This window comes from Foliimonas ilicis, from assembly GCF_039939195.1.
GTDB lineage: Bacteria > Pseudomonadota > Alphaproteobacteria > Rhizobiales > Rhizobiaceae > Foliimonas > Foliimonas ilicis.
Window position 1 is genome coordinate 56689 of the sequence record NZ_JBDUUH010000005.1, and the last position, 23308, is coordinate 79996.

Here is a 23308-nt window from a genome sequence, read left to right on the forward strand (position 1 = left end):
ATGGCCCTTCTTTCGATCCGCGATCTCTCGATCCGCATCAGCCGCCTCAACCCGCTCGATGGTATTTCTTTCGATGTTGCCAAAGGCGAGATTCTTGGCATCGTCGGTGAGTCAGGCTCGGGAAAGTCGCTAACGGCCATGAGCATCATGGGGCTTCTGCCGTTGATTGGTGGGCGGGTGACCGGCGGGTCTATGCGTTTCGACGGGATCGACCTCGTCGGAATCGCCGAGAAGGCCTATCGCAAATTGCGTGGTCGGCGCATCGCGTTGATCACGCAAAACCCGATGACCTCGCTCGATCCTGTGCTGCATGTTGGCGCGCAGATCGACGATGTCGCCCGCATCCATCTCGGCTATTCGGCCGCACAGGCTAAGGCGCGCAGCATCGACCTGATGGAACAGTTGCGGATTCCCGAGGCGGCAACGGTTCACGGTCAGTATCCCCACCAGTTGTCGGGTGGCATGAAGCAGCGGATCGTAATTGCAATGGCGCTCGCCGCCGATCCGGAATTGATTATCGCCGACGAGCCGACTACGGCGCTCGATGTCACGATCCAAGCGCAGATCATCCAGATCATGATCGATCTGGTTCGACAACGCGGCCTCGCCATGATCTTCATAACGCACGATATGAGCGTAGTGGCCCAGGCTTGCGACCGCGTCGTGGTGCTCTATGCGGGCCGTGTGGCGGAAAGCAATTTCGTCGGCCCGATCTTCGCCGCACCCAGACATCCCTACACGCGTAATCTGATCGGCTGCATCCCCCGCGCCGGACAGGCTGCGGGCAGCCTCAAAGGAATTCCGGGCGTCGTGCCCGGCGTACTCAGCTACCCCGCCGGTTGCCGGTTCCATCCCCGCTGTGCTCTTGCCCAATCGATCTGCGCCAGCGAGCTGCCACACTTGCAGATACACGGTGCCGCCGCCGTCGCCTGCCATTTCAGCGAGGCTGTCTCGTGATTCACCCAGCACCCCAAGCCCTGGTTTCAATTCGTGGGCTGACGCGTGAATTCGGCCGCCGAGGCGGGCTCTTTTCCTCACCGCGGCTGCTGCGTGCTGTCAGTGACGTCTCGCTCGATATTCCGCGCGGTCAAATCACCGGCGTCGTCGGTGAATCGGGTTGCGGAAAGTCCACCCTGGCACGTCTTGTCTTGCGGCTGATCGAGGCCAGCAAGGGTTCGGTGAGCTTCGACGGCAGCGATCTTGGCACATTGAGCGGACGGCAGCTCCGCAAGCTGCGCCGGAAGATGCAAATGGTGTTTCAGGATCCCTATTCTGCAATTGATCCCCGGTATTCTATCCGCGACGCGTTGCTCGAGCCGTTCGGCGTGCAAGGGATTTCGTTGAGCACCGCTGACGCACGCGCCAAGACCGAACATTTGCTGAATATGGTCGGCTTGAGCCCTGACATGGCAGGCAACTATCCGCATCAGCTCTCCGGTGGACAGAAGCAACGCGTGGGAATTGCCCGGGCACTGGCGCTCAGTCCGTCATTCCTGGTTCTCGATGAACCGACGGCCTCGCTCGACGTGTCGATCCAGGCCCAGATCGTCGCCTTGCTTGAGGGCTTGCGCCAGGATCTGGGGCTCACCTACCTGTTTATCTCGCACGATCTTGGTCTGGTCCGCTATTTCTGCGACCGGATCGTCGTGATGTATCTCGGGCGCATCGTGGAAATCCTCCCGACGACCAACGCCATGCCGCGCCACCCTTATACGCGGTCCTTGCTCGACAGCACCTTCGAACCCGATCCAACCCGGCGCCGCGTCGTAACGAAGCTTAGCGGTGAAATCCCGAGCCCCTTCAATTTGCCGTTGGGATGCGCGTTCGCCGCTCGCTGCGAGCGTGCAACCGATCTCTGTCACGAGCAGCGCCCCGACCTGTCCAAAGACGTGGCCGGCCACGCAGCTGCCTGCCACCACCCAATCGTTTGACTGCAATTTTTGGAGTCCGAATATGTCGTTTATGGTCCTGACCGGTGAATTCGCGCACGAGACCAACACCTTTAGCTCCCGCGTGACCGATTTTTCAGCCTTCCTCGATCGTTACTGGTATCTTGGAGACGAGGCGGCTGCCGAACGCGGCGATGCGAACACCGACATTGCCGGATTCCTCGATGTTGCGCGGCTGCGGCGCTGGACCACTATTCACACTGTGAGTACCTCTGCGGCACCTGCCGGTCCGGTAACGCGAGAAGCGTTTGAGCGCATTGCGGGACTGATCGTCGAGACTGCGCGGGCCAACCGGGACAGGCTCGATGGCATTCTTCTCGGTCTGCATGGGGCGATGGTGACCGATTTTTGCCAGGACGGCGAGGGCGAACTGCTCGGCCGTCTGCGTGCCGTAATAGGCCCCGAACTTCCGATCGCGATTACGCTTGACCCGCATGCAAACGTCACACTTCAGATGTGCGCCTGCGCCAATATCATCGTCTCCTACAAGACCTACCCGCATATCGACATGCGCGACTGCGCACGCCAGGCTGCCGACATCCTGCACCGTACAATGGCAGGGGAGATTGCGCCGACGACCGTGCGTGTACACCGGCCGATGCTGGAGGAGGTCAATAGTGGGCGCACCGACATCGGCCCGATGATTGACCGCATCGCCAGGGCGCGCGCCTACGAAACCGACCCGGAGGTGTTTGCAGTCAGTGTGAATGGCGCCTTTGGCAATGCTGACATTGTTGAAGTGGGGCCGACCGTGCTGGTCACCGCACAGGGCGATATGGAGCGACACCGTAGCTTTGCCGAAAGCATAGCCGACGATATCTGGGAACGGCGTTTCGAGTGCCTCAACCAATATCACTCCGTCGATGAAGCGGCGGCAATGTGCAAGGCATATTGTGATACCAGTGGTCCGATCGTCGTCGCCGACTATGCTGACAATCCTGGCGGCGGCGGCTATGGCGATTCGACTGAGCTCCTGCGCGCACTGCTCGATGCGGGAGTCGTTGATGCTTGCTTCGGGCCAATGGTAGATAGCCAGGCGGCAGCCGATCTCCATCGTAATGAGGTGGGAGATACGGTTTCGGTCCGGCTCGGCGGCAAGACAGATCCGCGTTTTGGCGGCGGTCCTCTCGACCTAATCGGCACCGTGATGCATCTTAGCGATGGCATCTACATTGGCGATGGCCCGATGTCCGGTGGGCTGAAAGGCAGATGGGGGCCGACGGCGGTGTTGAACGTTAGTGGAATAGATATACTCGTCGTTTCTATCCCGTCGCAGATGCTGGATCTCCAGCAATTCAGGGCTTTCGGGATAAATCCAGAACAGAAATCGGTGGTTGCGTTAAAGTCGATGCAGCATTTCCGTGCGGCGTTCGAGCCGATCGCCGGTGAGGTGATCGTCTGCGACAGCGGCGCGCTGTGCACACCGGACCTGAGCAAGCTGCCCTACATCTATGTGCCGAGGCCAATCTTTCCGCTCGACTTCGGCGAATGAGCACATCCGGTTCGATCCTGACGCCGACACAACTGAATTCGTATCCTGAGTTTGCCCGGTGTCAGCGGCGCTCCTCACTCTTCGTCGTGGGCAAGGCGTCGGGGCGTCGTGAGGTTCGTCCACCGCTATATCCTCACCATTTGGCTGCCCAACCCCGTAAATCTCGGAAAGAACCTGCTGGGTAATGATATCGCTTTGGGCATCATCAACTGCGTGCTTGCACCTGAACTCGCCGGCATCTCTTGTGAACTTCGTGCGTGATGCGCTCAAGAACTCTCGTAGGATCGCCAGCCATGGCGGAGAGTTGCGACGCCACGGTCTCCAATGCGCTGCTTACGAGCGCTGCCAGTTCTTCGACACGTCTGACGGTCGCTGCGCCGCTCAGCCCGGCTTCGTCGGCAAGGGCTTGCCAATCAGGACGTCCCAGGTCAGGCGCCGTGAACCGTCCGGCAATACCTTGGGGCAGGCTTTGGTCGACCTGACGGTAGACGGCGGCACACATCAAATCATAAAGCGGCGCCATCCTGGCCGATCCGCTAGCTCCGATTAGGACAGAGTAGTTCTTTGCATGCGAGTCCGAATTGCAGATCAGCACGTTGAAAATCACCGCATCGAGAAACTTCAGTCGCTCGGCAGGAGAAACGAGGTCGCTGATGGCATCGAACATCATCTTGAGGGTCACGCCGCCACCCGTCGAGGATCGCCCGTATTTCTGCAACGGGAAACGACCTGTGAGCTGGCAGAAATCTTCCTGATGCAGGCGGCGAATCTCGCCTTGCGGATCTGTGAAGCGATCATAGCGCTTCACCAGCAGATAACATCGTTCGCCAGCTACGCCGATCGTCGCCTGGGCGGCTTCCAACCCGCATGCCCGCGCCAGCGCGAGACAGAAGGCTTCGTTTTCGACACTTCCCGCAAGCCGCCTGGTGTCCGGCTTGATGATGTGCGTTGATGGTGTTCCATCGACGGGGATCGAGATGGCCCCGCCTGCATCGATAAAGACAGGCAACTTCTCCTGCACCCCTGCAAGCGACATCGAGACGCCCCGCTCGCCCACCAGAAAAGGTTTGGCCGGAAGCTCTTTGAGGATGCGTTCCAATGCCGCCCCGTCCGGAATGGACTGCAGGTTGATGCCCGTCTTCCTCGACTCGCCAATGGACAGCGCCCCCGCCGTGTCCCGCCCGATGTGGCCAAGCAGGCCCACTATGTCCTGGGGAGAGACCTTCAACCGCTGACCGATCTCTGCGAGATGCGTTTCCGGAAGCAGGTTGGCAAGCCAGGGCAACAGCCTATCCGCACCCACAGGTCCCGAGCGAAGGGGCATAGTCAGCGAAATCGGGAAAGCCGAGCGGCGCGCCTCCCAAGACGGATCGTAGTTGAGCCGCCACTCACCCTCGAACATCATCTGCGCGACGGGAAGGGTCTCGTAGAAGATTGTAGTCATCGACCGTCACCGAAGGTCGGCAGAAAACCAAGGTCGTCGTCTGGTTCGGTTATGGTTACCGCGGCTGTCTTCAGGTCGCCGATCTCCAGGCCGGCTGTGCGGGCGACGGTCAGTGCCTTTTCGAGCTGGCAGCTCGGCTTGCCGGATTCAAGTTCGACGATAAAGCGCTCGCCCGTGCCGGAGCGAGCGGCCAGCTCAGTCTGGGTCCACCCGAGACCTCTGCGCTTTTCCCGAACGGCGGCACCAAAATCGCGTGCGGACCTGAACATTGACAGTCTCCATTTTCGACTTACCGTACAGGAAGATTCGTCGAAAATCAATGTGTGCTTACCGAGCGGGAAGCTGCGGCTGCGTCGCCAAGATTCGCCCCGGTCGGGAAGGTGCATCAATCCCAACCAGGCTGTCACCTCAGGCCTCGTGGAGCGCACGCGTCTCGAGAAATGACTGTCAGCAGCGGAAATTATTGCCGCATTAGTTCCAATGGTTGTGTTTTAATAGGCTTCTCTAGGTCGATATTAGTCAATGAGCAGGTTTTTGGGAATTATCAAATGAGCGATGCTCGAGGATTGGAAGGTAAAACCGTTGTCGTCACGGGAGGATCCAAAGGCATCGGCGCGGCGATCTCACGGCGTTTCGTTTCGTTAGGTTGCCGCGTCGTCATGGCGTTCAGATCGGACGAGTCGGCTGCATCGAAACTTGCGGCCGAACTCGCCCGGGATACAGGGAACTGTCTCGCGGTTCGAGCAGATGTCGCTGATCCTGACGCGGTAAAATCGCTGATCGCAATCGTCGTGGACCATTTCGGCAGTATTGATGTGCTCGTGAATTGCGCCGCGGTCGGCACGTATTGCCCGCTCGGCAAGATGGATGCGGCATTTGTGAGGAGCATCCTCGATGCCAATGTTATGGGCACTGTGCTGATGACCGAGGCGGCTCTGCCTCACATGCCTTCGCCAGGTGGTCGTATTATCAATTTTTCGTCGGCGCTAGCTTTCAGGCCAATCTCCGGGAGTTCCGTTTATTCAGCCTCGAAAGCTGCGGTGAGTACCTTAACGCATGCCTTCAGCAAAGAGCTTGGCCCGAGGGGAATAACGGTCAATGCTGTCGCACCGGGCGTAATTGAAACAGATATGACAACCAAAATTCTTGCTGAAAGAGGTGATCAGATATTGGCGATGACACCGCTGGCTCGCATCGGCCAGCCTGACGATATTGCCGGTATTGTAACCTTTCTCGCATCGGATGACGCGACGTGGATTACCGGACGTACGATTGTTGCCGACGGTGGCGTCACGTAACATCGCCTACGCAGCGTAGTAGTCGGTTTAAGGTGCATAGTAGACTACGATACGATCTGGTTTAAGGGCAAGGAGATACCCATGAGAACCGCGCATGTTATAAGGATTGTGGCGCACGCGGAGGTGTAACGTGACCTGACCAATCAGGATATTGTCGAGCTTACGGCATGATGGCGCAAGCTTTATCAGTATCCAGAGATTTCAAATGAAGAAGAGGTTACAGCGAGCGAAGTCGTCGACCTCCTCGCGGATACAGGAGCGGACCAAGTTCTGACTGGACTGGGCGGGCATGGTGTTGCGGTAATTTACGATAGCGGCAAGACGGGGCCAACCTTGATGTTCCGTTCGGAAATCGATGCGCTGCCGATCCGCGAATTTTCGGGCGTGCCGCATTCCTCACTCGTGCCAGGCAAGTCGCATATGTGTGGCCATGAAGAGCACACGGCGATCCTTGCCGCGCTTGGTCGTCAGCCTCAAGTCAGGCGCAGTGAACCGTCCGGCAATACCTTGGGGCAGGCTTTGGTCGAGCTGACGGTAGACGGTGGCACACATCAAATCATAAAGCGGCGCCATCCTGGCTGATCCGCTAGCTCCGATTAGGGCAGAGTAGTTCTTTGCATGCGAGTCCGAGTTGCAGATAAGCACGTTGAAAATCATCGCATCGAGAAACTTCACTCGCTCGGCAGGAGAAGCGCGGTCGTTGACGGCATTGAACATCATCTTGAGGGTCACGCCATCACCCGTCGAAATTCGGCGTCAAGCTGTTCTTCCTTCGCTCTGTGGCAGGTCGAAATCGGCGGCTTGTCGCAAATGCTGGCGCAACACTGCCTCTGCCCAGTCGATATCGCCCGACTGGACTGCGTCGAGAATCGCGAGATGCTCGCGGCAGGACTGCTCGATACGGTCGGCGGGCTGTTTCTTGAAGGCGGCGGATTTCTGCATTCGGCGCAGGTTATTCTGCTGACGAACAGCCTCCGTCAAAAACCGATTTCCAGAGCATGCGGCGAGGTTCTCGTGGAATGCGGCATTGACGCGAAACCACTCGTCTCCGGCGGTGTTCGCGCCCCGATCGCTTAAAATGCGCTCATGCGCACGCCGCAAAGGCAGAAGCTGCTTTTCGTTGGCATGGAAGCGGGCCGATTTGAGCGCCGCACACTCGATCGCAATGCGGAATTCGTAACTCTCGCGATAGGCGTCTTCGCCCTCGAGCGAATCGACGAAGCGCCAGCCATGGCCCGGCAGGCGCTGGACCAGCCCTTCCGCTGCAAAGCGCAGCAGGAGTTTGCGCACCAGTCCGCGCGAGATGCCGTAGCGCGGCATCAACTCGGCCTCCGACACTTCCTGCGGCAGAACACCCTGCGCGCGCCGAGGCTACCAGCGGCTCGGGACGCCAGCCTAGAGCATGACGCTCCGCGGATTCAGCAAAGGAGGGACGCGCCCGTGCTCTTATACGCGCTCCCGTATATTCGCCGTTTAGACGCATTCGCGTATATCTCTAGCTTACACGCATTCGCGTATATTGACGTCTTATACGCCATCGCGTATATTCGTGATTGGAGGCTACCATGAACGAACAGATCGCCCGCACTGAGAAACAACTCGGCGCCATCCTGCGCCGCGTCCGCAAACAAGCGCGGTTGAGTCAGGGCGCGCTCGGCGAACAAATTCACCTGCGGCAGGGTACGGTCTCGCGCCTTGAAGCTGGCGAGCCCGCTGTCCAGCTGCGTACCCTGATGGAAGCCCTTTCAGCCCTCAACCTGGAACTGGTCGTCCGGCCGCGCAGTCAAGGCAGCGCCGCCGACATCGAGGACTTGTTCTGATGGCACGAAAGCGGGCTCACGCCCCCCTCAATGTCTTCCTGAACAGCCGCCATGTCGGTGTGCTGCGCCGCGAGGCCACTGGCGCAATCGACTTCCAGTACGGACGCGACTGGCTGGACTGGCGCGGCACATTCCCGGTGTCGCTATCACTGCCCCTGCGCGAGGACCGCTATATTGGCACCCCGGTCATCAATGTGTTCGACAACCTGCTGCCCGACAGCGATCCGATCCGTAAGCGCGTCGCCGAGCGCGTCGGCGCGGACGGCACTGACGCCTTCAGCCTGCTGACTGCTCTGGGCCAAGATTGCGTCGGTGCCCTGCAATTCCTGCCCGATGGAACTGATCCCGGCGCTGCCGGTGACACCGATGGCAAGCCGGTCAGCGACGACGAAATCGCAGACATCATCAAGAACCTCGCCGCAGCGCCGCTCGGCATGGGCGAAGACGAAGATTTTCGAATCTCGATTGCCGGGGCACAGGAAAAAACCGCCCTGCTGCGCAAGGACGGCAAGTGGTTCAAACCCACAGGCACCACCGCCACCACCCATATTCTCAAACCGCAGATTGGCCAGCTTCCAAACGGTATCGACCTTTCTAACAGCGTCGAGAACGAATATCTCTGCCTGAAGCTGCTGGAAGCTTTTGGCGTCCCCGCCGCGAACGTCGAGATTACGGTTTTCGGGGAACGCCGCACACTGATCGTCGAGCGTTTCGACCGCCTTTGGACAAAGGACGGAAGATTGCTCCGTCTGCCGCAAGAGGACACTTGCCAAGCGCTGGCGATCCCTCCCACCAGGAAATACCAGTTCGACGGCGGCCCCGGGATACGGGAAATCATCAACCTGCTGAAAGGCAGCGACACGCCCGATGCCGACATCGCGACATTCATACGCGCCAGCATCCTGTTCAGGCTGCTCGGCGCGACCGACGGTCACGCTAAAAACGTCAGTATTTTCCTTGGCCCCGGCGGACGATTCCGCATGACACCGCTCTACGATGTCCTGAGCGCGCAGCCGAGTCTCGATGAAGGCCAGATCCCCCGAAAGAAATTCAAACTCGCGATGTCAGTCGGCAAAAATCGCCACTATGCCATCCATGACATTGTGCCCCGTCACTTCATGCAGACGGCGGACCTTGCCGGCGTTGGCACCCCCACGATGAAGGCGATCTTTGAAGACATCGCCGCGAACGCAGAACGGCAGGCGCAGGCCGCAGTCGCGGCGCTGCCCAACGGTTTTCCCGGCCAGCTCGTGACATCGACCGTGGCGGCCATCAGCCATCGCACCCGGCTCGTCGCCGATTCACTTTCGTAGGCGTCTCATGTCTGAGGCAAGAAGATGCCCGAGTATTGCTATTCTGGGCCGGGGCTCGCTGCTTTGGGACAAGCGCCCTGATTTCGACGAGCAACGCGATAACTGGCAGTTTGACGGGCCTGCCTTGCCGCTGGAATTCAGCCGGGTCTCATCATTTCCCGCGGCGTACCGACACTGGTCATCGACGCGGTCCACGGCACGTCTTGCCCTGCCGCATAGGCGTTGATGAAGTTGGTGAGGTGTGTTTCGAACTGCTGGTGGCTGGTCGGCCCGAACTCTCGCTTCAAATTAAGATAACAGCATCAGGGAGAACTCAACACCCCGCAGCGAATGCATATCTAAGCCCTCATCCCATTGTCGAGCGCTTTGATGCGGTGAAGCTATTTGATCATTCCTGACCTTCGCAACCGGTCTTACCCAATTATGAATATTGATAGATATCAATTCGCAGTCAGTTCTTCCTGCGCGCAAGAAGCAATCGACTGATAAAAAGCAATCGGCTGAATATTGCTCACTGAGGCTTTGCCCACCCGAGCGCCTAGCTCGGACCTCGATCGATACCCAGATAGAGGACATAACTAACATATTGAAAGATTGACGACTTTCGTAATTTTTGGACGAGATATGGTTGCCGGAAAGCAGCATTTTTCTTCCTCAAGTTCAAGAAAGTCTTCTTCTTTTTGGTTGGCTGCGTCGGCCCGTTTTCAATCTGGACGCAATGCGCGCATGAATTGTTAATTTTGTATAACACAGCTTTAGGATGTATTGCACCTTTGGATTTCTGACGATAGCTCTTCTGGCCGAACCGTTAGGAGGATAATGATGTTTGGTGAAATTGAAGGCACAGGTTTTGAGGTTCTGGACCCTCGATTCAAGTCTTGCCTGTCGCATGCACGCGTCGAACGCCTGTGGACGGGCGCGCGTTTTTGCGAAGGGCCGGCCTGGTTCCCAGCCGGTCGTTACCTGACTTGGAGCGACATTCCCAACAACCGGATCATGCGTTGGGACGAGACTGACGGTTCGGTTTCCGTGTTTCGCCAGCCGTCTAACAATTCGAATGGCTGCACGGTCGATCTCGAAGGTCGACTGGTTGCTTGCGAGCATCTGAGCCGAAGCGTCACGCGCACGGAACATAATGGTAGTATTACGACTCTGGCTTCGCACTTCCAGGGCAAACGGTTAAACGCTCCCAATGATGTTGTGGTGAAATCCGACGGTTCGATCTGGTTCTCAGATCCATCCTACGGAATTGATCACTATTATGAGGGCGATCGCGCGAAGAGCGAGATCGGCGCTTGCCATGTCTACCGCATAGACCCCGCGACCGGTTCCGTAGAGCAGCGCACCGATGACATGGTCAGACCCAACGGTTTAGCCTTCTCTCCCGATGAAAGTATTCTTTACATTGCAGACACCGGCGTTACGCATGTGGACAAAGGCCCACAGCATATTCGCCGGTTCAAGGTCAGCGCGGATGGCATGCTTTCGGGCGGAGAGGTGTTTGCGGTTTGCGGCAACGGTCTCTTCGACGGATTTCGGATCGATACCGAGGGGCGTATCTGGACGAGCGCTGGGGACGGGGTCCACTGTATAGATTCCGATGGGACCCTCCTCGGCAAGATTCTTATTCCGGAACCGGTTGGCAACGTCACTTTCGGTGGTGCCAAACGCAACCGGCTGTTTATCTGCGCCACGTCATCACTTTACGCTATTTATCTCATGGCGATCGGGACACGATAGCGATATAGGCGAAGATATCTTGAAGAGCCGCCGCCACGCGGCTCGTATCATCACCAACCATCACTGGCGGATTCATAGCCTGTGCACTGGCCTGTGATGTGCCGGCAAGCATTGCTCCACACAGCACAGCACTTGCATGCGTCACCGAAAAACCAGACAGAATGCCCTGAATGTCGATCGGTCCTTGACCATTCGATGAGTTCCGCACCGTGACGCGTTTCAGGGCATATCGTGGCACCGAGTTCCAAAGTAGTGCCAAAAGTTAGGATATGGATCGATGAGTAAACCACCCAAGCTTTCGCCAAATAATACGGCGCCTCTCCGTTCGTCCGCTTGGTTCGGTTCTCAGGATCGAAATGGCTTCATGCATAGGTCATGGATGAAGAACCAGGGTACGCCACAGCGAATGTTCGACGGGCGACCGGTAATCGGAATATGTAATACATGGTCCGAACTGACACCTTGCAATGCACATTTCCGCCAGATCGCGGAGGCGGTAAAACGGGGCGTTCTGGAAGCTGGGGGATTTCCGGTCGAATTCCCGGTCATGTCGCTCGGCGAGACATTGCTTCGGCCGACAGCCATGCTGTTCCGCAACCTTGTTAGCATGGACGTCGAAGAATCCATTCGGGCCAATCCCATTGACGGCGTAGTTCTCTTGTGCGGTTGCGACAAGACGACCCCGGCGCTCGTCATGGGAGCCGCAAGCTGCGACCTGCCCACGATTGTCGTTTCAGGTGGTCCGATGCTCAACGGCAAGTTTCGCGGCCAAGACATCGGCTCGGGGACGAACCTGTTTTCGATGAGCGAGGACGTTCGCGCTGGACGTCTCACCTCCGGCGATCTTTTGGATGCGGAAGCTTGCATGTCCCGCTCCGCTGGGCATTGCATGACGATGGGCACGGCATCGACAATGGCCAGCATCGTAGAGGCGCTCGGTCTGAGCTTACCCCATAACGCTGCCATTCCGGCAGTGGACGCCCGCCGTTACGAACTCGCCCAGAACTCGGGGCGCCAGATCATCGATATGGTGCATAAAAACATCCGTATGTCCGACGTGGTCGATCGGCGCTCGTTCTATAATGCGGTGAAGATCAATGCCGCCATAGGCGGATCGACCAATGCGGTCATTCATTTGCTCGCGATTGCAGGCCGAATGGAGATCCCGCTGTCGCTGGAGGATTTTGACGACTGGGGCAGGGGTGTTCCATTGCTGGTGGACCTTATGCCGTCCGGCCGCTTCCTGATGGAAGACTTTTACTACGCTGGCGGACTTCCGGCTGTGATCCGAGAATTGGCAGATATGCTCGACCGAAGCGCAGTGACGGTGAATGGCAGCACAATAGGTGGAAATACTCAAGAAGCACGCTCCTGGAACCGTGAAGTCATTCGTTCGCTCGACAATCCTGTCCAGCAAGCAGCAGGGATTGCGCTTCTCAAAGGCAACCTTGCTCCCAATGGAGCGATAATAAAGCCTTCCGCCGCATCGCATCGTCTTCTAAAGCACCGTGGCCGGGCGGTCGTCTTCGAAGGCCTTGATGACATGCGTGCCAGAATCGACGATCTGAATCTCGAAGTTGATGCCGACTCGGTTCTCGTCATGCGGAATGTCGGTCTCAAAGGCTTCCCCGGCATGCCGGAGGTGGGGAATATGCCGCTACCGCGCAAGCTTCTCGAAAAAGGTGTCCGCGACATGGTGAGAATTTCCGATGCGCGCATGAGCGGGACTGCGTACGGGACCGTAATACTTCACGTTTCACCGGAAGCGGCGATCGGCGGTCCGCTAGCCCTGGTGCAGGATGGTGATTTCGTAGAGATCGATGTGGAGGCACGACGTATCCATCTTGACGTCAACGAGGAAGTTCTTGCCAGCCGTCGCGCCAGCCTGCCTGTTGCTGACGGCACCCGGCTCGGCGGGTACCAGCAACTGTTCATCGATCACGTATTGCAGCCCGAAAAAGGTGCAGACTTCGATTTTCTCGTAGGACGCAGAGGTGCTGGAGTGTCTCAGAACGCCCACTGACGATAAAGGAGAATAAGTTTGGAAAAGGTTGCCATCGTTACGGGTGCCGGCTCAGGAATTGGTAGGCTCGTGGCTCTCGGCTTTCTTGCGCATGGATATCGTGTGGCGTTGGCTGGGCGCTCTAGCGATACCTTGATGGAAACAAGCCGCAAAGCTCCTCATCACGATCGAGCGCTTGTGATACCCACCGACGTCACCGACCCGGTCGCAGTGGAGAGGTTGTTCGACCAGACTGCGGAGGCACTTGGCCGCGTAGATCTGCTTTTCAACAACGCAGGGGCATTTACCGCGAGCAGCCCGATCGACGAGGTCTCGGCTGAAGACTGGCGCCGGCTCATCGACGTAAACCTGTCAGGAGCTTTCTACTGCGCCCAGGCCGCGTTCAGGCATATGAAAAAACAAAACCCGGCTGGCGGCCGTATTATAAACAACGGATCGATTTCGGCACAGGTTCCGAGGCCCAACGCTGTAGCCTATACCGCATCCAAGCATGCGATCACCGGGCTTACCAAGGCTATAGCATTGGAGGGGCGGCCTTTCGACATTGCGTGCGGACAAATCGATATCGGCAATGCCGCAACATCCATGACGGCCGGCATGGCAACAGGTATGTTGCAACCTGATGGCACCACTCGAGCCGAGCCAACCATGAATGCCTCGAACGTCGTTGACGCGGTCCTGTTCATGGCTGGCTTGCCACTTGAGGCAAACGTACCATTCTTGACTGTGACCGCCACGAGTATGCCTTTCATTGGCCGGGGATAGTTGCTTAATGTTATCGATCGCGCGCATCCTCAGCGGACTTGAAATCTGGAGTTAAGTTTAATGGCCGTCATATATGGTTGGAGGAATGGCGAGCATCCGGCCGTGAGTGCCGAGCAGCTTATACGACGCGCGCAAGATATGATCCCATCGTTCCGGGAACACGTGGATGAGGTCAATGCCGCGCGCGCCTTGACGGAAGAAGTATTGTCCGAATTGCGCTCCTCCGGACTTCCCCGGCTTCTTCAACCGGCGCGCTACGGCGGCGCGGAAGCCAGCGTTGGGTCTCTTTTGGAGGTCCTCGTCCCAACCGCAAGCGGCTGCCCGTCGACAGCATGGTGCCTGACCCAGTACATACTCCATAATTTTATGGTGGCGCGCTGGCCGCTGGAAGCACAGGATGAAGTGTGGCGTACACCGGACGTGTTGATCAGCGGGACGATTATTCCTATGGCCGGCAGTGCGGTCCCGGTGAATGGCGGCTATCGCCTGTCAGGGAAATGGCCTTTTGTCAGCGGCGTTAAAGGGTCGGACTGGTGCCTTATTGCGGCGATGCTTAAGCGTGAAAATACGCGGGATGAGGAACGCTACTTTCTCGTACGTACCAGTGAGGTTCATATTCTTGATACCTGGTTCTCTATCGGTCTTAAGGGCTCAGGAAGCCATGACATCGAATTGAACGACTTTTTTGTGCCAGAGGTCATGAGTGTCCCCTTGAGCGTTTTCAAGGGCGGACCAAATCCTGGTAGCGAGGGTAACAAAGCAGCTATCTTCAGGATGCCGGTGCATATGACATTTGGCTTGCCCCACGCATCTTGCCTCGTGGGAATCGCTGAAAGCATGTTCGAGCTATTCCTGTCGCAAACCCGAGAACGGCGCTCCATGGTCACGGGTGAGCATACGGTTACCTACGCGACGCATCAGATGGCGGTCGGCGAAATTTCCGCTTCTCTCCAGGCAGCTCAGGCGCTGCTGCGAGCTGATGCCGAAGAGATGATGCAATTCGCCGATGCCGGACGGATCCCAACGCCTATGGAGCGATCGTGTTACCGCTGCAATGCAGCTTACGCCGGTGACCTGGCGCGCCGCGCCGCACAGTCCATATGGGACTTGGTAGGTGCCCGGGGGGCATATGAGGCCAACCCGATTGCCCGGATTTATCAGGATATGCTGGTCGCCAGCCGTCATACGGTGATGAACTTGCAGGTCAACACCATAGAGCATGGCCGCGCCCGGCTCCGGCTACCTCTGACAGCGGCAAATCTCTAATGATTTGATCTCACTGCGCGCCGCTTCTGGACAGGAGTAAGATTGCAGCTTCGGATGTCGCTGCTCTCCGCGGCATGTCTTTCTTAGTCCATGCTTGCGAATTTCAGGTTCAGATGTATAGAAATTTTCTAAGCTGTATTTAAGCCGTCTCGTGCCGATTGACCCTCAAACTGACTGAATGGCGCGCCGAGCATTGCCCCCAGCATGTCGAGATGCAACTTGCGGCAACGCTCTGAGGGCAGATCGGAAGGCGCCGCTGCGGCTGTCATGATCTGTCCAAAAGCCATTACGACAAAGTTTGCTGCGATATCATCGGGGTCATGATCCGATTTGAAATCACCCTGATGGATCCCCTGCTTCACAATCTTGGCAACGCACTCCTGAAGCCATCTCTGCAGACGTTGTAGCTCGGCCTGGATCACTTGATCAAAAGGGAGGCGACCATAAAGGGCTATCCAAAAATTATGATGCGGCAAACCGTATGCCTCGGGCCTCGTCATAAGTTCTACGATGGCGACCAATCGAAGTTTGACGTTTGAATTCTTTCTCTCGATCTGGCTGATCGTTCTTGAGAACTTCTGATTCGTATCGGCAATGGCATCTATAATGATGGACCGCTTGCTTGAGAAATAATGCGTCACCACCCCAGCCGAAATATTTGCAACCTCACTGACCTCCCTGATGGTCAGGTAGTGCCAACCTTGATTGGACAGTATCGACACCGCTGCATCGATGACCTGTCGCCGTCGGACGACCTCCATTCCTAGCTTCGGCATCGCACTCTCCAATATCCACGGCTCATGCTGCAATCCCAATCGTCCAAAACGACAGGAAGCATGATTCGCATTTTGTTTCGTTGTTGTCGACGACGCGTTCTGGATACGGTCGAGACCGGATGACGATCGAGGACCATTCCCTCGAAGGTACTACGACTGCCAAAAATATCAGCATTCTGCCTTTTTGAAAGGCCTAAATGAGCAAAATTGTTTGGCATCTGGCCTTCTTTTAATCAAAAAAGGTCCATGGCAGCGAAAACGATCCAGACCATCATAGGCTTGAGACAACATTTTTTATAAAACGTGTGTCTCACAATTAGCCTATGCAGACTTCTGTTAACAGCATGACGGAAGAGATTCGGCCAACTCGATCTCCCAAGGGATTGTACATGTTCCAGCGCGGGTATGCAGTCTCCGCCGGCAACTGATAAAATTATAAGTATCAATTAAAACAATGCTATAAATCGTGATCTTGCGCTTGCTTCGTCGCCCTGGAAGAGCGCTAGCTTGGCTAGCCATGTGAAGACTTAACTGGAACAATTGCTTTGAGCCTCACCGCATCTGGGTCGAAATGTGACGAACAAAAAGCTTGCTTGTTACAAAACGCATGTTCTATAAAATAGTCAGCGAGGAGAGACACGATGAATATGCCGGTTAGAAACCCCAGTGGCGCTGTTGGCGGAAGTGATCTCGTGGTGAGAGCCAGGGAGATGGTCCCATTTCTGCGCGAAATGTCTGAACAGACGAACGGTATGCGCCGACCGCCCGAAGAAGTGAGGATGCGGCTCAAGGCCGAAGGCTTATCGCGAATCTGGCAGCCCAAGCGTTATGGTGGTGCGGAAGGAAAAATGCGGGAAGGGGTCGACTTGCTTCGCGCAGTCGCTCACGGCTGCGGATCGACAGCGTGGATCGTGGTCCAGAATGTTCTTCATAACCTGATGCTGGCGAATTGGCCGGAGCGCGCCCAGGACGAGATTTGGGGAGAGATGCCCGATGCCCTCGTAAGCGGCATTCTCATCCCAGGTATTGGAAAAGCCAAAAAGGTGGAAGGCGGCTACACGCTCACGGGGCGGTGGCCCTTCGTCAGCGGCGTGGAGATCGCGGATTGGGTCATCTTCACCGGTGATTACAAGACCGCAAACGGGGAGGATGAGGAGCGGCATTTCGTTGTACGCAGGGACCAGATCACCGTGCTGGATACGTGGTACACGATCGGGCTGAAGGGTTCGTCAAGCCATGACGTGTCTATCTCCGACTTGTTTGTTCCAGAACATATGACCGTGGCGGAGAACGACCTTAAGGGCGAGGGCCGTAGCCCTGGGTCAAGGGTCAACGGCGCGCCGGTGTATCAAATACCGCCGTACTCGATCTTCGGATGCTTCATAGGAAGTGCAGCCCTTGGCATTGCTGAATCTGCAGTCGATTACTACGTGGCGAATGCACGTAAGCGGGCAGCTACAATGTCCGGAGCGAGCGTATCGAGTTACACGACGCAGCAGGTGAAGGTTGCCGATGCGCAATCCTCGGTGCTCGTGGCGCGTCAGCTGATTTACTCGGTTGTGGAGGAAGCTGAAAGCCTCGTCAGTCGCGGAGTGAAAACGACTGTGGAAGACCGGACCCGTTTCCGGGCGATGGCGGCGTATGCTGGGAAGCTCTCGTCTTCCGCCGTTAACACGGTGCTCGAAGCAGGCGGTGGTGGTGTCATTTATGAACGCAATCCGATCGCACGCTGCGTCGCGGATATGATCGTCGCAAATCGCCACGTTACCCAGAATTGGGACGTCAACGCCTCGACATACGGGCGCGTCCTGCTCGGGCTACCATCCGAAAATCCAATGCTGGACGATTGAGGAACGCTCTCAACTCGCGGTCGGCGGATAACAGTCGCCTGGATACGACATTGTGGCTTGGGAAACGCAACGGAATTCCGAAGGAGAATCAGAATGCTCGATGCCGGCCGTAGCTCGAAAGCATCTTACATGACACGCCATCAGCAACCGCAGCCGATTTGTCGTGATGTCTTCCTTTCTGCCATGCGGCAGGCAGCGTCGCTAGTGTCGGTCATAACGACAAATGTCGACGGTCAGCGAATGGCGCTGACCGTCAGCTCCTTTCTATCCGTCTCGGCAGACCCGCCTTTGATCTCTGTATGCGTCAATCGCCGTAGCAAGATGTGCGAAGCGATGATGGCAAGTGGCATGTTTGCGATACATGTGCTTTCCGCTGACCAGGCGCATATCGCAGATATATTCGCCGGCCGGCCTAAATCAGGAGAGGCATACGATTTTTCCTGCGTGGACTGGATCCAGCATGGAAAAGATCGAGAGCCGCTGATGGCTAACGCGGCGATAGCCGCTGAGTGTTCCGTCGACTCGGTGACGGATGCGGGTTCTCATCGTCTTTTCATCGGTGCCGTCACCCACCTGATCACGACTGAGAAACGGCCGCTTCTCTACTGGAACCGGCTCTATGGCTTCCCGTCCAGCACGATCGATTCTTGACGGGATTTAAGGTGCACTCGCCCGCTAGGTCGACATGCATCCCAGAGTCGAAAATGGGTCGGCTCAGGTAATATCGCAGAGCCTGCATCTTGGAATTTCCGCGAAATCACAAATAAATAAAAGAGGGGTCCATGAAAAATCGTTGGGTAGCTTTAGCAATCATCTTCTTGTCCTTCCAGCAGTTCACTTTGAACTGGTTCTCCATTGTTCCAGCCTTTGGCGGTATCGTCGGAGATATGGAGATATCGTTCGCGGAAGTCGGCGTCATCGTCGGCATGTTCATTGCGGGCTATGGTATCGCTCATATTCCTGGCGGCTGGCTGGCGGAAAAGTATGGCATGCGAATGGCCATGATCATGGGCATCGTAGTCCAGACAGTCGGAGCTGCGCTGTCTGGCTGGGCTCCAAATTATGAAGTGCTCCTATTCGCCCGCCTGTTATGCGGAATTGGCGGTTCCATCTATATCGGCAGCGCGATCGGTCTGACGGCGGCCTGGTTCCGCGGCAAAGAGCTTGCTCTCGCAAACGGTATCATCCAGGGTGGCGGCTTTACGACCGGTGCCGCCATCGGCCTTTTTGTCTGGGTCCCTATCATAGCCGCCTTTGGCTGGCGCGGGGGCCTTCTGATCGGCGCCGCCATCGGACTTGTCACGCTGGTATTCGTAGTCCTTCTTTTCCCTGCTCCGCCGAGCCGCAGCGACGACGTTATCGAAGGACACCATCTCGGCAAGGAATCGCTGCGACGCGTATTTGGCAACCCCCGACTGTGGATCATGGGCGTGGCGATCCTTGGTGCCTATGGAAGCTATTTCAGCGCTGCACAGCTTCTGCCGTCATACGCCGAAATGAATTTGAACGTCGATAGCACAGCGTCGAGCAGTATTGGACTTATCCTATTGCTGGCCGGCATTCCTGGTGGGCTTATCGGCGGCTGGCTTACTGACAAGGTCCTGGGTGTACTGCCTACATTCCTCGTTGCCTGCGTGATTGAGGCGATCGCCTTCCTGCTGATCCCGCATCTAGGCCTTTTCGGACTCCAATTGGCTGCTGCGGTCATCGGTATCACTCTCATCGCAGCCTTTGTTCCATGGGTGTCGATTCCCGGCGAACGCGACAGTGGCTTCCACATCTCTGACGTACCGACAGCAGTTGGCCTGATGCTCTCGATTGCAGCCATCGGCGGAGCACTAATTCCACCGCTTTTCAGCAAGATTGCGGCCGTTTGGGACTTTGATACCGCATGGCGTTTTCAGGCAGCGCTCACCTTCGGATGTGCACTCATTGCACTCTTTGCAATGAATCGAAAGTCGGCGAAGGTCAGCGAAACTCAGGTGGCTGGCGGTTAGCGGATCTCGTCCGAAAGCGTGAGATGGTTTCGGGGCCAAGACAACGATGCCTGGTATCTGGCGATACGAGGCACCAGTTGATGGGCAATGCAGGTGCACAACGTCCAAAGCTGCAGTTACATGAGTGGAGGCCCCTACCAAACCTGTTCGGCCGTCCGATGTCGGTATCGATCTTAAACGCAACGCCGGAGGGATTGTTGGCTCTGTCGCCCCGAAGCTCGCATCAGGCCGATTCGTCCTAATTCTGGAGGAACAGACATGCTAAACGACGTACGATGGACTGCACGCAGTCAGGCAAAACTCAGTGCCGGACAGCGCTTGTTCGACATTGGGCACGCCCGCGGCAGAGGGGGAGCGTTAAGTCGCATGAGCCTTGACCTGCTAATGCAGTTCAACGTGCTTATGCGCGAGTGCCACGTGACGCGTGCGGCCGTGGCTCTGGGCATTGGCCAATCCGCCATGAGCTCAGCGCTGGGAAAGCTTCGCGAGGCGTTCAAGGATCCACTTCTGGTTCGGACCAGTCGAGGTCTTGCACCGACTGCCAGGGCACTCGAACTTGAACAATTGGTTCATGAAATGCTTAATATTGCTGATGAACTCTATTCGCCTCCGGCGAATAGCGTCGAGCCAGAGGATATGGAGGCGACGCTCCTCATCACTACTCTGAGCGGTGCTATTCACACATTCATGCCCCCTTTGATGGCACATTTGCGTGCGAGGGCACCAAAAGTTCAGATCCGTGTGGAGCATGTGGATAATCGTCGTGTTGGGGAGCTATTGGAGAACGGAGAGTGCGACATCTCCATCGACGTCATCTCGACGCCTCCTCAGCAGTTGCGTTGTGTCAGCCTCTTTCCGCAGCGGATAATGTGCATCGTAGGGCGGCATCATCCGGAGATTCAGGACGCCATATCCCTTCAGCAGTTCGTGAAGTTCCCTCATGTGCTTTGGGGCACTCCGCCGGCACCGTTTCCGGTAATTGAAACACTGGTGGATGGAGCGCTACGTCGAGAGGGACTTGGCCGAACGGCCGGAATCCGCGTGCCGTCGGCAACGATGGCAGCGCCCATAGTCGCTACGACGGACATGATTGCATGCGTTTGCGATCGCGCGGCGTATGAAGGACTGGAAAGCCTGCCGATCCAGGTTCTTACGCCTCCACTGTCGCTAACGGGAGTGGATGTCAGGATGTACTGGCACGAGCGCTCTCATCTGGATCCGGTGCGCGCCTATGTACGGAAAACTATACAGGCGATCGCGAAAGGACTTCGCTCCGAAATTGAGGATCGCAGAAGTTGACGAACCTGTATCCGGGACCGGCGATGCCACAAGATCGGTGCAATCCATCGGAGCACAGCAAGTTCTAAATAGTCTCCGTTCAGGCATGCGCTTGCGGTTCAAAGAGTGAGGCAAGGTTGGTGATGAGAAAAACTAAGGTAGCGATCATTGGATCCGGCAACATCGGCACGGACCTTATGGTGAAAGTATTGCGGTCAAAAGGACCTCTGGAAATGGGTGTACTCGTTGGCCTCGATCCGAACTCCGATGGCCTGGCGCGAGCGAGAAGAATGGATGTCGTTACGACAGCCGAGGGAATAGAAGGCCTGCGACGCATGCCCAACTACGCCGATATCGGCATCGTTTTCGACGCGACCTCAGCCGGGGCTCATAAGGTCCATGCAGCGATTTTGGAGACCGACGGCAAGCTTGCCATCGATCTAACGCCTGCTGCTGTAGGTCCCTTCGTGGTTCCGCCAGTAAATTTGGACCAGCATATCTCGCGCCGTAATATGAACATGGTGACATGCGGTGGACAGGCGACGGTTCCTATCGTCGCGGCTTTAACCCAGGTCGCACCGGTTCACTACGCCGAGATCGTTGCCTCTATTGCTTCAAGGTCCGCTGGACCTGGCACACGTGCGAATATTGATGAGTTCACCGAAACGACATCACGTGCGATCGAGGTCGTCGGAGGGGCCAGGCGCGGCAAGGCAATCATAATTCTCAATCCTGCCGAGCCACCTTTGATGATGCGCGATACGGTGTTTGCACTGACAGAAGCGGGCCACGAGGATGCGATGCGTGCATCAGTGCAAAAGATGGTGGAAGAGGTGCGAATCTATGTGCCTGGATACCGTCTTAAACAGCCAGTCCAGTTCGAGGCTGTTCCGGAAAGCGCAGTGTCGCAGATAGGCATCGACGCAAAGGCTCCTATGGTCAAGGTCAGTGTGTTTCTTGAGGTCGAAGGCGCAGCTCATTACCTGCCTGCATTTGCAGGCAATCTAGATATCATGACCGCTGCTGCTCTGCGCACCGCAGAGCGAGTAGTCGAAATGCAGGAGGCACGCGCAGCATGAAACGGAAGCTGTATATTCAGGACGTTACGTTGCGTGACGGGATGCACGCGGTGCTTCATCAGTATGATCTCGCTACAGTGAGGGCCGTCGCAGAGGCCTTGGACGAAGCCGGCGTCGATGCGATAGAAATCGCGCATGGCGACGGGCTTGCCGGATCGAGCTTCAGCTACGGATTTGGGCGCCATAGTGATGAAGAGTGGATCTCGGAGGTCGCCTCAGTTATCAAGAATGCGCGCCTTACGACGCTTCTCATTCCCGGCATCGGCACAGTCGAGGACCTGAAGCGGGCACAGTCATGCGGCGTCAAGTCGATCCGCATTGCGACTCTTTGCACTGAAGCGGATGTGTCTGCCCAGCACATTGAGGTGGCCCGCAAGCTCGGTCTCGACGTGTCCGGCTTTCTCATGATGGCGCATCTGACGGACCCGGTCACCCTCGCCGCTCAAGCCAAACTGATGGAGAGCTACGGGGCGCACTGCGTCTATGTAACCGACTCGGCTGGTGCGCTGACTATGGATACGACGCGCGAACGTGTGAAGGCTTTGCGCGAGGCATTGAAGCCCGAGACAGAGGTCGGAATCCACACCCACCACAATCTTTCTTTGGGCGTCGCGAACGCGGTGGTCGCTATCGAAGAGGGTGCCTATCGGGTGGATGCTTCACTTGCGGGCATGGGTGCCGGCGCGGGGAATGCGCCGCTGGAAGTTTTGGTCGCGGTCGCTACGCGCTTGGACCTGCAACATAATTGCGATCTTTATAGGCTCATGGATGCTGCAGACGATCTTGTTCGTCCGTTGCAGGATCGTCCAGTGCGTGTCGATCGTGAGACGCTGGCGATCGGCTTTGCCGGAGTTTACTCGTCGTTTCTGCGGCATGCGGAACGGGCTTCAGGCACTTATGGAGTTGATCCCCGCACGATCCTTGTCGAACTGGGCCGACGAAAAATGGTGGCTGGACAAGAAGATATGATTGTTGACGTTGCGCTGGATATTATCGCAGCGCGATCGGCCACGCAATAATTCTAGTCATCCACCGCTCCGTTGGGAGATTCAATAGATAAGTAGTTTGTGCCCTGCGCTTATGCCCGATCGCATTCATTGGGTGGGGCACAATGAATCTCTGGAAAATACTTCTTGTGCCGGATATTCGTTATCATGTCGCCGCGAATTGGGGGCGGCCCCATCCTCGAAAAAACCGGCGCCGCATCAAACAGTGCCG

At 56.9% G+C, this 23308-nt stretch carries 21 protein-coding genes; 16 read left to right on the plus strand and 5 right to left on the minus strand.

Going from position 1 to position 23308, the window contains the following annotated elements:
- Genes ABFT80_RS12620 through ABFT80_RS12630 form a run of 3 tightly spaced genes read left to right on the plus strand, consistent with a single transcriptional unit; the run spans nt 1 to nt 3441 of the window.
- Entirely contained in the window at nt 1-957 is a 957-nt protein-coding gene (locus ABFT80_RS12620; RefSeq protein WP_347972280.1) for an ABC transporter ATP-binding protein, read from the plus strand.
- Nucleotides 954-1931 carry an ABC transporter ATP-binding protein gene (locus ABFT80_RS12625; RefSeq protein ID WP_347972281.1) on the plus strand — a complete coding sequence of 326 codons (978 nt, stop codon included), beginning with the start codon at nt 954-956 and terminating at the stop codon, nt 1929-1931. Before ABFT80_RS12620 ends, ABFT80_RS12625 begins: the two co-directional genes overlap by 4 nt.
- A 22-nt stretch (nt 1932-1953) precedes the next feature.
- Nucleotides 1954-3441, plus strand: coding sequence for a M81 family metallopeptidase (locus ABFT80_RS12630; RefSeq protein WP_347972282.1), 1488 nt, complete (start codon nt 1954-1956; stop codon nt 3439-3441).
- A gap of 205 nt (nt 3442-3646) precedes the next feature.
- Here the strand turns inward: ABFT80_RS12630 and ABFT80_RS12635 are convergent, their stop codons facing one another.
- Entirely contained in the window at nt 3647-4885 is a 1239-nt protein-coding gene (locus tag ABFT80_RS12635; RefSeq protein ID WP_347972283.1) for a type II toxin-antitoxin system HipA family toxin, read from the minus strand.
- On the minus strand, nt 4882-5154 hold the full coding sequence (locus ABFT80_RS12640; protein ID WP_347972284.1) for a helix-turn-helix domain-containing protein: 273 nt from the start codon (nt 5152-5154) through the stop codon (nt 4882-4884). Before ABFT80_RS12640 ends, ABFT80_RS12635 begins: the two co-directional genes overlap by 4 nt.
- A 279-nt stretch (nt 5155-5433) precedes the next feature.
- On the opposite strand from ABFT80_RS12640, the gene ABFT80_RS12645 reads away from it, so the two are divergent.
- Entirely contained in the window at nt 5434-6183 is a 750-nt protein-coding gene (locus ABFT80_RS12645; RefSeq protein WP_347972285.1) for an SDR family NAD(P)-dependent oxidoreductase, read from the plus strand.
- Nucleotides 6184-6579: 396 nt separating this feature from the next.
- On the opposite strand, the gene ABFT80_RS12650 is transcribed toward ABFT80_RS12645, so the two are convergent.
- Together ABFT80_RS12650 and ABFT80_RS12655 are read right to left on the minus strand one after the other, a co-directional pair.
- On the minus strand, nt 6580-6915 hold the full coding sequence (locus ABFT80_RS12650) for a HipA domain-containing protein (RefSeq protein ID WP_347972286.1): 336 nt from the start codon (nt 6913-6915) through the stop codon (nt 6580-6582).
- A gap of 24 nt (nt 6916-6939) precedes the next feature.
- Nucleotides 6940-7521, minus strand: a complete 582-nt coding sequence (locus ABFT80_RS12655; protein WP_347972287.1) for a GntR family transcriptional regulator — start codon at nt 7519-7521, stop codon at nt 6940-6942.
- A gap of 227 nt (nt 7522-7748) precedes the next feature.
- Between ABFT80_RS12655 and ABFT80_RS12660 the strand changes: the two genes are divergently transcribed.
- The 6 genes from ABFT80_RS12660 (at nt 7749) to ABFT80_RS12685 (ending at nt 15110) form a co-directional block, all read left to right on the plus strand.
- A complete protein-coding gene (locus tag ABFT80_RS12660) occupies nt 7749-8003 on the plus strand; it encodes a helix-turn-helix domain-containing protein (protein WP_347972288.1) in 255 nt (84 codons plus the stop codon).
- Entirely contained in the window at nt 8003-9316 is a 1314-nt protein-coding gene (locus ABFT80_RS12665; RefSeq protein WP_347972289.1) for a type II toxin-antitoxin system HipA family toxin, read from the plus strand. The genes ABFT80_RS12660 and ABFT80_RS12665 overlap by 1 nt, the downstream gene beginning before the upstream one ends.
- 822 nt (nt 9317-10138) lie before the next feature.
- Entirely contained in the window at nt 10139-11056 is a 918-nt protein-coding gene (locus ABFT80_RS12670; protein ID WP_347972545.1) for an SMP-30/gluconolactonase/LRE family protein, read from the plus strand.
- A 277-nt stretch (nt 11057-11333) separates the two neighbouring features.
- Nucleotides 11334-13079: an IlvD/Edd family dehydratase gene (locus tag ABFT80_RS12675; RefSeq protein WP_347972290.1), complete on the plus strand. Its 1746-nt coding sequence runs from the start codon at nt 11334-11336 to the stop codon at nt 13077-13079.
- Nucleotides 13080-13097: 18 nt separating this feature from the next.
- Nucleotides 13098-13844, plus strand: coding sequence for an SDR family oxidoreductase (locus tag ABFT80_RS12680; RefSeq protein ID WP_347972291.1), 747 nt, complete (start codon nt 13098-13100; stop codon nt 13842-13844).
- Nucleotides 13845-13904: 60 nt separating this feature from the next.
- On the plus strand, nt 13905-15110 hold the full coding sequence (locus ABFT80_RS12685) for an acyl-CoA dehydrogenase family protein (RefSeq protein WP_347972292.1): 1206 nt from the start codon (nt 13905-13907) through the stop codon (nt 15108-15110).
- Between the two features lie 128 nt (nt 15111-15238).
- On the opposite strand, the gene ABFT80_RS12690 is transcribed toward ABFT80_RS12685, so the two are convergent.
- Nucleotides 15239-15886, minus strand: coding sequence for a TetR/AcrR family transcriptional regulator (locus tag ABFT80_RS12690; protein WP_347972293.1), 648 nt, complete (start codon nt 15884-15886; stop codon nt 15239-15241).
- A 641-nt stretch (nt 15887-16527) separates the two neighbouring features.
- On the opposite strand from ABFT80_RS12690, the gene ABFT80_RS12695 reads away from it, so the two are divergent.
- The 6 genes from ABFT80_RS12695 to dmpG all read left to right on the plus strand — a co-directional run bounded on the left by ABFT80_RS12695 (nt 16528) and on the right by dmpG (nt 23109).
- Nucleotides 16528-17736, plus strand: coding sequence for an acyl-CoA dehydrogenase family protein (locus tag ABFT80_RS12695; RefSeq protein ID WP_347972294.1), 1209 nt, complete (start codon nt 16528-16530; stop codon nt 17734-17736).
- 93 nt (nt 17737-17829) lie between these two features.
- Nucleotides 17830-18387, plus strand: a complete 558-nt coding sequence (locus tag ABFT80_RS12700; protein ID WP_347972295.1) for a flavin reductase family protein — start codon at nt 17830-17832, stop codon at nt 18385-18387.
- 131 nt (nt 18388-18518) lie between these two features.
- On the plus strand, nt 18519-19733 hold the full coding sequence (locus tag ABFT80_RS12705) for an MFS transporter (protein WP_347972296.1): 1215 nt from the start codon (nt 18519-18521) through the stop codon (nt 19731-19733).
- A 366-nt stretch (nt 19734-20099) separates the two neighbouring features.
- Nucleotides 20100-21032 (plus strand): LysR family transcriptional regulator, encoded by a 933-nt coding sequence (locus ABFT80_RS12710; protein ID WP_347972297.1) that lies wholly within the window; start codon nt 20100-20102, stop codon nt 21030-21032.
- A gap of 122 nt (nt 21033-21154) precedes the next feature.
- Nucleotides 21155-22090 carry an acetaldehyde dehydrogenase (acetylating) gene (locus ABFT80_RS12715; RefSeq protein ID WP_455189933.1) on the plus strand — a complete coding sequence of 312 codons (936 nt, stop codon included), beginning with the start codon at nt 21155-21157 and terminating at the stop codon, nt 22088-22090.
- On the plus strand, nt 22087-23109 hold the full coding sequence (gene dmpG, locus ABFT80_RS12720; RefSeq protein WP_347972298.1) for a 4-hydroxy-2-oxovalerate aldolase: 1023 nt from the start codon (nt 22087-22089) through the stop codon (nt 23107-23109). The genes ABFT80_RS12715 and dmpG overlap by 4 nt, the downstream gene beginning before the upstream one ends.
- The last annotated feature ends 199 nt before the right edge of the window (nt 23110-23308 follow it).

Excerpts from the sequence above, each read along its gene's own strand:
- ABFT80_RS12620 (WP_347972280.1), top strand. The coding sequence starts at position 1 with ATGGCCCTTCTTTCGATCCGCGATCTCTCGATCCGCATCAGCCGCCTC.
- ABFT80_RS12630 (WP_347972282.1), top strand. The coding sequence starts at position 1,954 with ATGTCGTTTATGGTCCTGACCGGTGAATTCGCGCACGAGACCAACACC.
- ABFT80_RS12635 (WP_347972283.1), bottom strand. The coding sequence starts at position 4,885 with ATGACTACAATCTTCTACGAGACCCTTCCCGTCGCGCAGATGATGTTC.
- ABFT80_RS12640 (WP_347972284.1), bottom strand. The coding sequence starts at position 5,154 with ATGTTCAGGTCCGCACGCGATTTTGGTGCCGCCGTTCGGGAAAAGCGC.
- ABFT80_RS12645 (WP_347972285.1), top strand. The coding sequence starts at position 5,434 with ATGAGCGATGCTCGAGGATTGGAAGGTAAAACCGTTGTCGTCACGGGA.
- ABFT80_RS12660 (WP_347972288.1), top strand. The coding sequence starts at position 7,749 with ATGAACGAACAGATCGCCCGCACTGAGAAACAACTCGGCGCCATCCTG.
- ABFT80_RS12665 (WP_347972289.1), top strand. The coding sequence starts at position 8,003 with ATGGCACGAAAGCGGGCTCACGCCCCCCTCAATGTCTTCCTGAACAGC.
- ABFT80_RS12670 (WP_347972545.1), top strand. The coding sequence starts at position 10,139 with ATGTTTGGTGAAATTGAAGGCACAGGTTTTGAGGTTCTGGACCCTCGA.
- ABFT80_RS12675 (WP_347972290.1), top strand. The coding sequence starts at position 11,334 with ATGAGTAAACCACCCAAGCTTTCGCCAAATAATACGGCGCCTCTCCGT.
- ABFT80_RS12685 (WP_347972292.1), top strand. The coding sequence starts at position 13,905 with ATGGCCGTCATATATGGTTGGAGGAATGGCGAGCATCCGGCCGTGAGT.
- ABFT80_RS12690 (WP_347972293.1), bottom strand. The coding sequence starts at position 15,886 with ATGCCGAAGCTAGGAATGGAGGTCGTCCGACGGCGACAGGTCATCGAT.
- ABFT80_RS12695 (WP_347972294.1), top strand. The coding sequence starts at position 16,528 with ATGAATATGCCGGTTAGAAACCCCAGTGGCGCTGTTGGCGGAAGTGAT.
- ABFT80_RS12700 (WP_347972295.1), top strand. The coding sequence starts at position 17,830 with ATGCTCGATGCCGGCCGTAGCTCGAAAGCATCTTACATGACACGCCAT.
- ABFT80_RS12705 (WP_347972296.1), top strand. The coding sequence starts at position 18,519 with ATGAAAAATCGTTGGGTAGCTTTAGCAATCATCTTCTTGTCCTTCCAG.
- ABFT80_RS12710 (WP_347972297.1), top strand. The coding sequence starts at position 20,100 with ATGAGCCTTGACCTGCTAATGCAGTTCAACGTGCTTATGCGCGAGTGC.
- ABFT80_RS12715 (WP_455189933.1), top strand. The coding sequence starts at position 21,155 with ATGAGAAAAACTAAGGTAGCGATCATTGGATCCGGCAACATCGGCACG.
- dmpG (WP_347972298.1), top strand. The coding sequence starts at position 22,087 with ATGAAACGGAAGCTGTATATTCAGGACGTTACGTTGCGTGACGGGATG.